Raw genomic sequence first — 4,438 nt, 5'->3', positions numbered from 1 at the left:
TTAAGGGAGCGTAGCGTCCCTTACAAGGCACAATGACAACGTAACGAAGTGGAGGGGTCTTTGTGTAGCCTTGCTTATGTGCTTAACAAAAGATAGAAAGTAAGATAAAGAAATGCAAATAAGGGAAATCATGAAGTATCAAACAATGACAGTAAGAGCAAAGAGGAGGCTAGCCAAGCTAGCACACACCACCCTTTCGGCTGCGCCGACCCCTACCCATTTCAACTCAAATTTATGAGTGATTTGGGTATCTTTTTGGTCGCTTTCAGATTGGGTAAGTCTCTTCCCTTTCGGGCTGCCCTGCGCTGTGAGTAAGGCTTTACGCCCCCATTCCAGTCTCACAACACTAATCAATTATTCCTTTTCCGCAGTTCTCCCTCTAGCAGCTACAAGAGAGCGGTTTTATCGTGCTTTCGCAAGTTTTGATTAGTGCCTTTACCTGCCACCTTTGGAACTTCCCTTGGTCGGTGGCTGATGCGCATCGCTCTGTCCAAAACATCTTGAGTCCAAACAGAGTGCAGGAATACTTGAAGTGCTTAAATGATATGGGCTATCATGAAAGGACTTACACAGGCCGTCAAACCAGTAAGTATTCCGATCAAAGCCGACCTTGCAGGGTCGGTTTTGTCACATCTGGGGATTGAGATTACAACCAAAGAGCTGGGATCTCAACGATCCTTTTCTAAGGTAATGAACGTCCTCAAGAAAAACGCCTCCCATTGGGAGGCGTTTTTCGTATCTGCCAGATGTAAAAAAGGTCGCCGGTTTGGGCAACCTTTTGCGTTCTATCGTTCAGTTCGCACAACGAGTGTTACGTTAAATTACTCATTACTTTCTTTTAAACCAAAGCAGTCCCACTCTATCAGCAATCGACTAAAATTATTTTTTGAAAGATATTTGGCATCTACACACTTACCATCATCATCGTACAGCACAAGGAAAAAAGAACTCGATTCTAGTGTACGACCTAACGAAAGCCATTGAGCAACAATTGTCTCGTAATGTTCTTGATATGATGCGATTTCAAAGCCTTTGTTATTCGATGTTTTAAAATAAATTTTTAGTTTCACGCTTTATCCCATTTATCTCATACACATCATATTTAAGACTAGGTTTGTGTGAGCAATTGAACGTTCTTAATAGACTTAGGCCAAAAAAAACCACTATATACGCAATTGAGTACTATTATAAAGTTACATGCATATCACCACTTTGTGAGTATTGTTTTATGGCTCTGTGTGAAATAAAAAAATACGACACTTTAGTAGATGCTCATACGATTAAACTTCTCGAAAATTTAACAATGGAAATTGGAAATGAAGAAGTTGCTCTACAAGTCACTATTTTGTCATTTGAAAAACTTTGGCATCAAATGGAAATGCATGGAGAGCCCAAAAACACATTTGAATGGCTTCAAATCGAAGCAAAGAAGCTCATAACTTAAAGCAACATAACGTTGTTTTGGTGCTTATTATTCCTATTACGTTAAATAGCCGACTTAGCATCTCAAAACGCCAACCTGACGCTCTCAAAACGCTCCAGGAGCGTTTTTAAGCACTTATCCTTACCTACTTAGCCAGAAATCGGGCTGTAAGTTTGTGACGCTTTCAGAGCGATTTACAGAGCAAAAAGTTCGCTGTTCGATTGAAACAAAAAACGCCCTCTAAGGGCGTTTTTTCTATGTTTTCATCTTATCGATGGCATCTTTGGTGATCAGCTCGTTAGCTATCTCCAAGTTCTCTTTGTACTTCTTCTCTTTGTACTTCTCATATTCAAAGCGAGATAACGAACTTCTCGGATCGTACTCGTAATGCTGACAGAATTGCTCAAAAGTAACAGCTGCACTCATAGACACCTCTTAATCTTTAAACTGAAAACTTCGCATAAAGCTCTGGCTCTTTAGAGAGTAGAGTCAGGACTTTGCTTGCTAAACCTGTCGGATTTCTCCGTCCTTGCTCCCAACTTTTCACGGTATCAATACTCACATCCATCGCTTGTGCCAACTCTTTTTGGCTGACATCCAGTTGTGCTCGGATCGCTTTAACATCGGCAATCTCATAACGAGTGACATTCGCAGGAGTCTGCTCTCCTTTTGCAATCGCTTCGGCTTGCTTCATCGATGTATAAAGTTCATCAAAAATACTATTGCTCATTGTCATACTCTCTCTTAATCGACCTCGACACTTCTTTAAGGAGATTCTTCTCTTTCTGAGTTAAAGAGTCCTTTCTCCCTTTCTTGTACAGCAACACCAAATAGACAACATCAGGTTGGATCAGTAAGTAAATCGTTCGATAACCACCACTCTTACCTGTCGATTCTCCAGCAAGGCGAACTTTTCTTAGCCCTCCCGTTCCGACAATCAACGATCCCATTTCTGGGTTTTTGATGATGTCTGACTGCAACGCTCGAAACTCTTCATCCGTGAGCATCTCTTTTCGCTGAGATTCAAACAATGGCGTTTCAATAAACTCTAATGCGTAGCTAATAACCCGATCCTCTCCCAAAAGAATAGGAGTACATTGTACTCCTGGCAAGCGTGTTTTCAAATGTATTAACGATTAAATCCGAAACCTCGACCTCTGCGATTTTGTCGTGCTAACGACTGCTCTTGCTGTATTGCTTTTCCAACGACTGGAGCTGCTGCGTCAAGTTGTTTACTTGCATGGTCAAGCTGCTCACACTGCTCTGTAAACGTTGGTTCTCCTCGCTGCTCTGCTCGAATCTTTTCTCTAAATCCTTGTAGAGCTTCACGAACTCGCTGTGCTGCTCCTTGTGCTGCCTCTCTAAAACCTCGAAGGCGTGCAAAAGTTGTTTCTCTAGCTCGGTCATTTATTTCCTCTCCAACTTGATCAGCTCGTTCTTGCCATCGTTCATTGTCCACCCCTCCAGAATCGAGTAACCCTCTGGTATCACAATAAAACGTTCCCCTTTCTGGCTCTCGTACAGAGAAAGCCCCCAAGTCTTGTTCTGGAACTGCTCTAGGATCGCTTTTTGGCGGGCTATCTTTTTCTGATTGTCTAATATCGTCTGCCCTTGATACCAAGCGATCCCGTAACTGACGATCACCAAAAATAACAGGGTCACTGGCAACCAAATCCATGTTTTCATCACCAAGAGATTCAAACGAGGTTGCTGCTCTTGGATGTCGTTTATGATTTTCTGCTCGCTTGATTTCAACGCATCTTGAATACGTTGTTCGTGCCTCTCGAAGTCTTTCTTTAGCGTTTGCTCGATAGCGTTGGCTTGCTTCTTCGATTGCGAATTGAAGTCCCTCGCCATATTCAAAATCTTGCTCATACAACAAACCTTTTAATCTTATGTTTCGTTTCCCACTTTCGGGATTCTTAATACTGATGCTTTTAGCTGTCACTCTGGCAATCTCAAATCCTTTGCTTTCAAGCGCACCAATTACCCCTTTTCGACTACGGATTGCGCCTGATTGAGCAAGATTAAGTAGACCATCGGTAAGAAGTTGCTGAATCTCTTTTGCATCGGATGGAGTGTCTTTAGCACTCACCAAGCCTTGCTGATTAGCAGGGTCATCTGGGTCATGAAGCCCTAGTTCAAGATTCTGAATGGTGCGCCACGCATCGATACGAGGATTGTCTGCAAAGTGGTAGTAAGGTTGAAGTCGCTTGCCAGAATGAAGCTCAATATTTGGAATAACAAAGTTCAGCTCTAACCGCCCTTTATCAAGATGCTCTACCCAAAGAATGGAGTATTGGTCTTTGTCTAAGCCTGGTAACAAAGCCTTTTCAAAATCAGCCATGAGGCGATCTTTAATCTCTTGTGATAAGTCCGTTTCAGCAAAACAGAGAAAGCCCGATGTGTACTTTTTGGCGTAAGGACTCGAATCAATGAGTGATTGAACTAAATCAGGATTGCCTTGATTGAGTGTCGCCCTCTCCCGATTTCTATCTTTCCCTAAGAGATAATCAACAGGGCCACTCCCAATACCCTTACCTCTACGAGCGAACTGAACAATCATACTGAGATCTCATACTTTGCCATTATTTGCCCAAGCTGACGCTCGATTGCTGAAAGTTGGGCCAATACTTGAACCACATTCACGACATCATAATTCTGGGTATTCACTACTCTAGTAATCTGATTCAAGTTATTCCCAAGTCCAGATAACTGGCGCAATAATGCAGGGTCTACTTTAGGAACATTGGCTCTTTTAAGAGTCCGTTCCCCAAGACAAGTCTCTCTCATCCAAGGAGCTAATTCCGCACCATCACACCGATCTTTCAGAGCTTGAAGTTCAGCCTCAGTGACTCTGATCTTGATGGACTTTTCTCGTATTACTTTCTTCTTTTCAGTCATGGCAATTCTTTAGTTTGAGTGCTTTTAACTAGGGTTAAGGGAGCGTAGCGTCCCTTACAAGGCACAATGACAACGTAACGAAGTGGAGGGGTCTTTGTGTAGCCTTGCTTA

General features: G+C 42.6%; 8 protein-coding genes. 1 reads left to right on the top strand and 7 read right to left on the bottom strand.

Annotated features, from left to right (window positions below; all coding sequences use genetic code 11):
• Window positions 1-821 precede the first annotated feature (821 nt).
• Window positions 822-1,070: a hypothetical protein gene (locus R8O11_RS24565; protein ID WP_005398517.1), complete on the bottom strand. Its 249-nt coding sequence runs from the start codon at window positions 1,068-1,070 to the stop codon at window positions 822-824.
• A 158-nt stretch (window positions 1,071-1,228) separates the two neighbouring features.
• Here R8O11_RS24565 and R8O11_RS24560 point away from each other — a divergent pair, with 158 nt between their 5' ends.
• Complete coding sequence (locus tag R8O11_RS24560) at window positions 1,229-1,444, top strand: hypothetical protein (RefSeq protein WP_005398515.1); 216 nt, start codon at window positions 1,229-1,231, stop codon at window positions 1,442-1,444.
• Window positions 1,445-1,678: 234 nt separating this feature from the next.
• On the opposite strand, the gene R8O11_RS24555 is transcribed toward R8O11_RS24560, so the two are convergent.
• The 6 genes from R8O11_RS24555 to R8O11_RS24535 form a co-directional block, all read right to left on the bottom strand.
• Entirely contained in the window at window positions 1,679-1,849 is a 171-nt protein-coding gene (locus R8O11_RS24555) for a hypothetical protein (RefSeq protein ID WP_158090427.1), read from the bottom strand.
• 16 nt (window positions 1,850-1,865) lie between these two features.
• A complete protein-coding gene (gene nadS / locus R8O11_RS24550; RefSeq protein WP_029946694.1) occupies window positions 1,866-2,153 on the bottom strand; it encodes a NadS family protein in 288 nt (95 codons plus the stop codon).
• Window positions 2,143-2,535 (bottom strand): type II toxin-antitoxin system RelE/ParE family toxin, encoded by a 393-nt coding sequence (locus tag R8O11_RS24545; protein WP_224723981.1) that lies wholly within the window; start codon window positions 2,533-2,535, stop codon window positions 2,143-2,145. The genes nadS and R8O11_RS24545 overlap by 11 nt, the downstream gene beginning before the upstream one ends.
• 61 nt (window positions 2,536-2,596) lie before the next feature.
• A complete protein-coding gene (locus tag R8O11_RS31855; RefSeq protein WP_169567099.1) occupies window positions 2,597-2,830 on the bottom strand; it encodes an MbeD/MobD family mobilization/exclusion protein in 234 nt (77 codons plus the stop codon).
• Complete coding sequence (locus R8O11_RS31850; RefSeq protein ID WP_412035070.1) at window positions 2,831-3,280, bottom strand: MbeB family mobilization protein; 450 nt, start codon at window positions 3,278-3,280, stop codon at window positions 2,831-2,833. It lies immediately after the preceding gene.
• 705 nt (window positions 3,281-3,985) lie between these two features.
• On the bottom strand, window positions 3,986-4,327 hold the full coding sequence (locus R8O11_RS24535; protein WP_025534403.1) for a MobC family plasmid mobilization relaxosome protein: 342 nt from the start codon (window positions 4,325-4,327) through the stop codon (window positions 3,986-3,988).
• Between the last annotated feature and the right edge of the window lie 111 nt (window positions 4,328-4,438).

It is taken from the genome of Vibrio sp. 1288 (assembly GCF_033344475.1).
This window is presented reverse-complemented; position numbering and strand designations above follow the sequence as displayed.

Excerpts from the sequence above, each read along its gene's own strand:
- nadS (WP_029946694.1), bottom strand. The coding sequence starts at position 2,153 with ATGAGCAATAGTATTTTTGATGAACTTTATACATCGATGAAGCAAGCC.
- R8O11_RS24560 (WP_005398515.1), top strand. The coding sequence starts at position 1,229 with ATGGCTCTGTGTGAAATAAAAAAATACGACACTTTAGTAGATGCTCAT.
- R8O11_RS24555 (WP_158090427.1), bottom strand. The coding sequence starts at position 1,849 with ATGAGTGCAGCTGTTACTTTTGAGCAATTCTGTCAGCATTACGAGTAC.
- R8O11_RS24535 (WP_025534403.1), bottom strand. The coding sequence starts at position 4,327 with ATGACTGAAAAGAAGAAAGTAATACGAGAAAAGTCCATCAAGATCAGA.
- R8O11_RS31850 (WP_412035070.1), bottom strand. The coding sequence starts at position 3,280 with ATGGCGAGGGACTTCAATTCGCAATCGAAGAAGCAAGCCAACGCTATC.
- R8O11_RS31855 (WP_169567099.1), bottom strand. The coding sequence starts at position 2,830 with ATGACCGAGCTAGAGAAACAACTTTTGCACGCCTTCGAGGTTTTAGAG.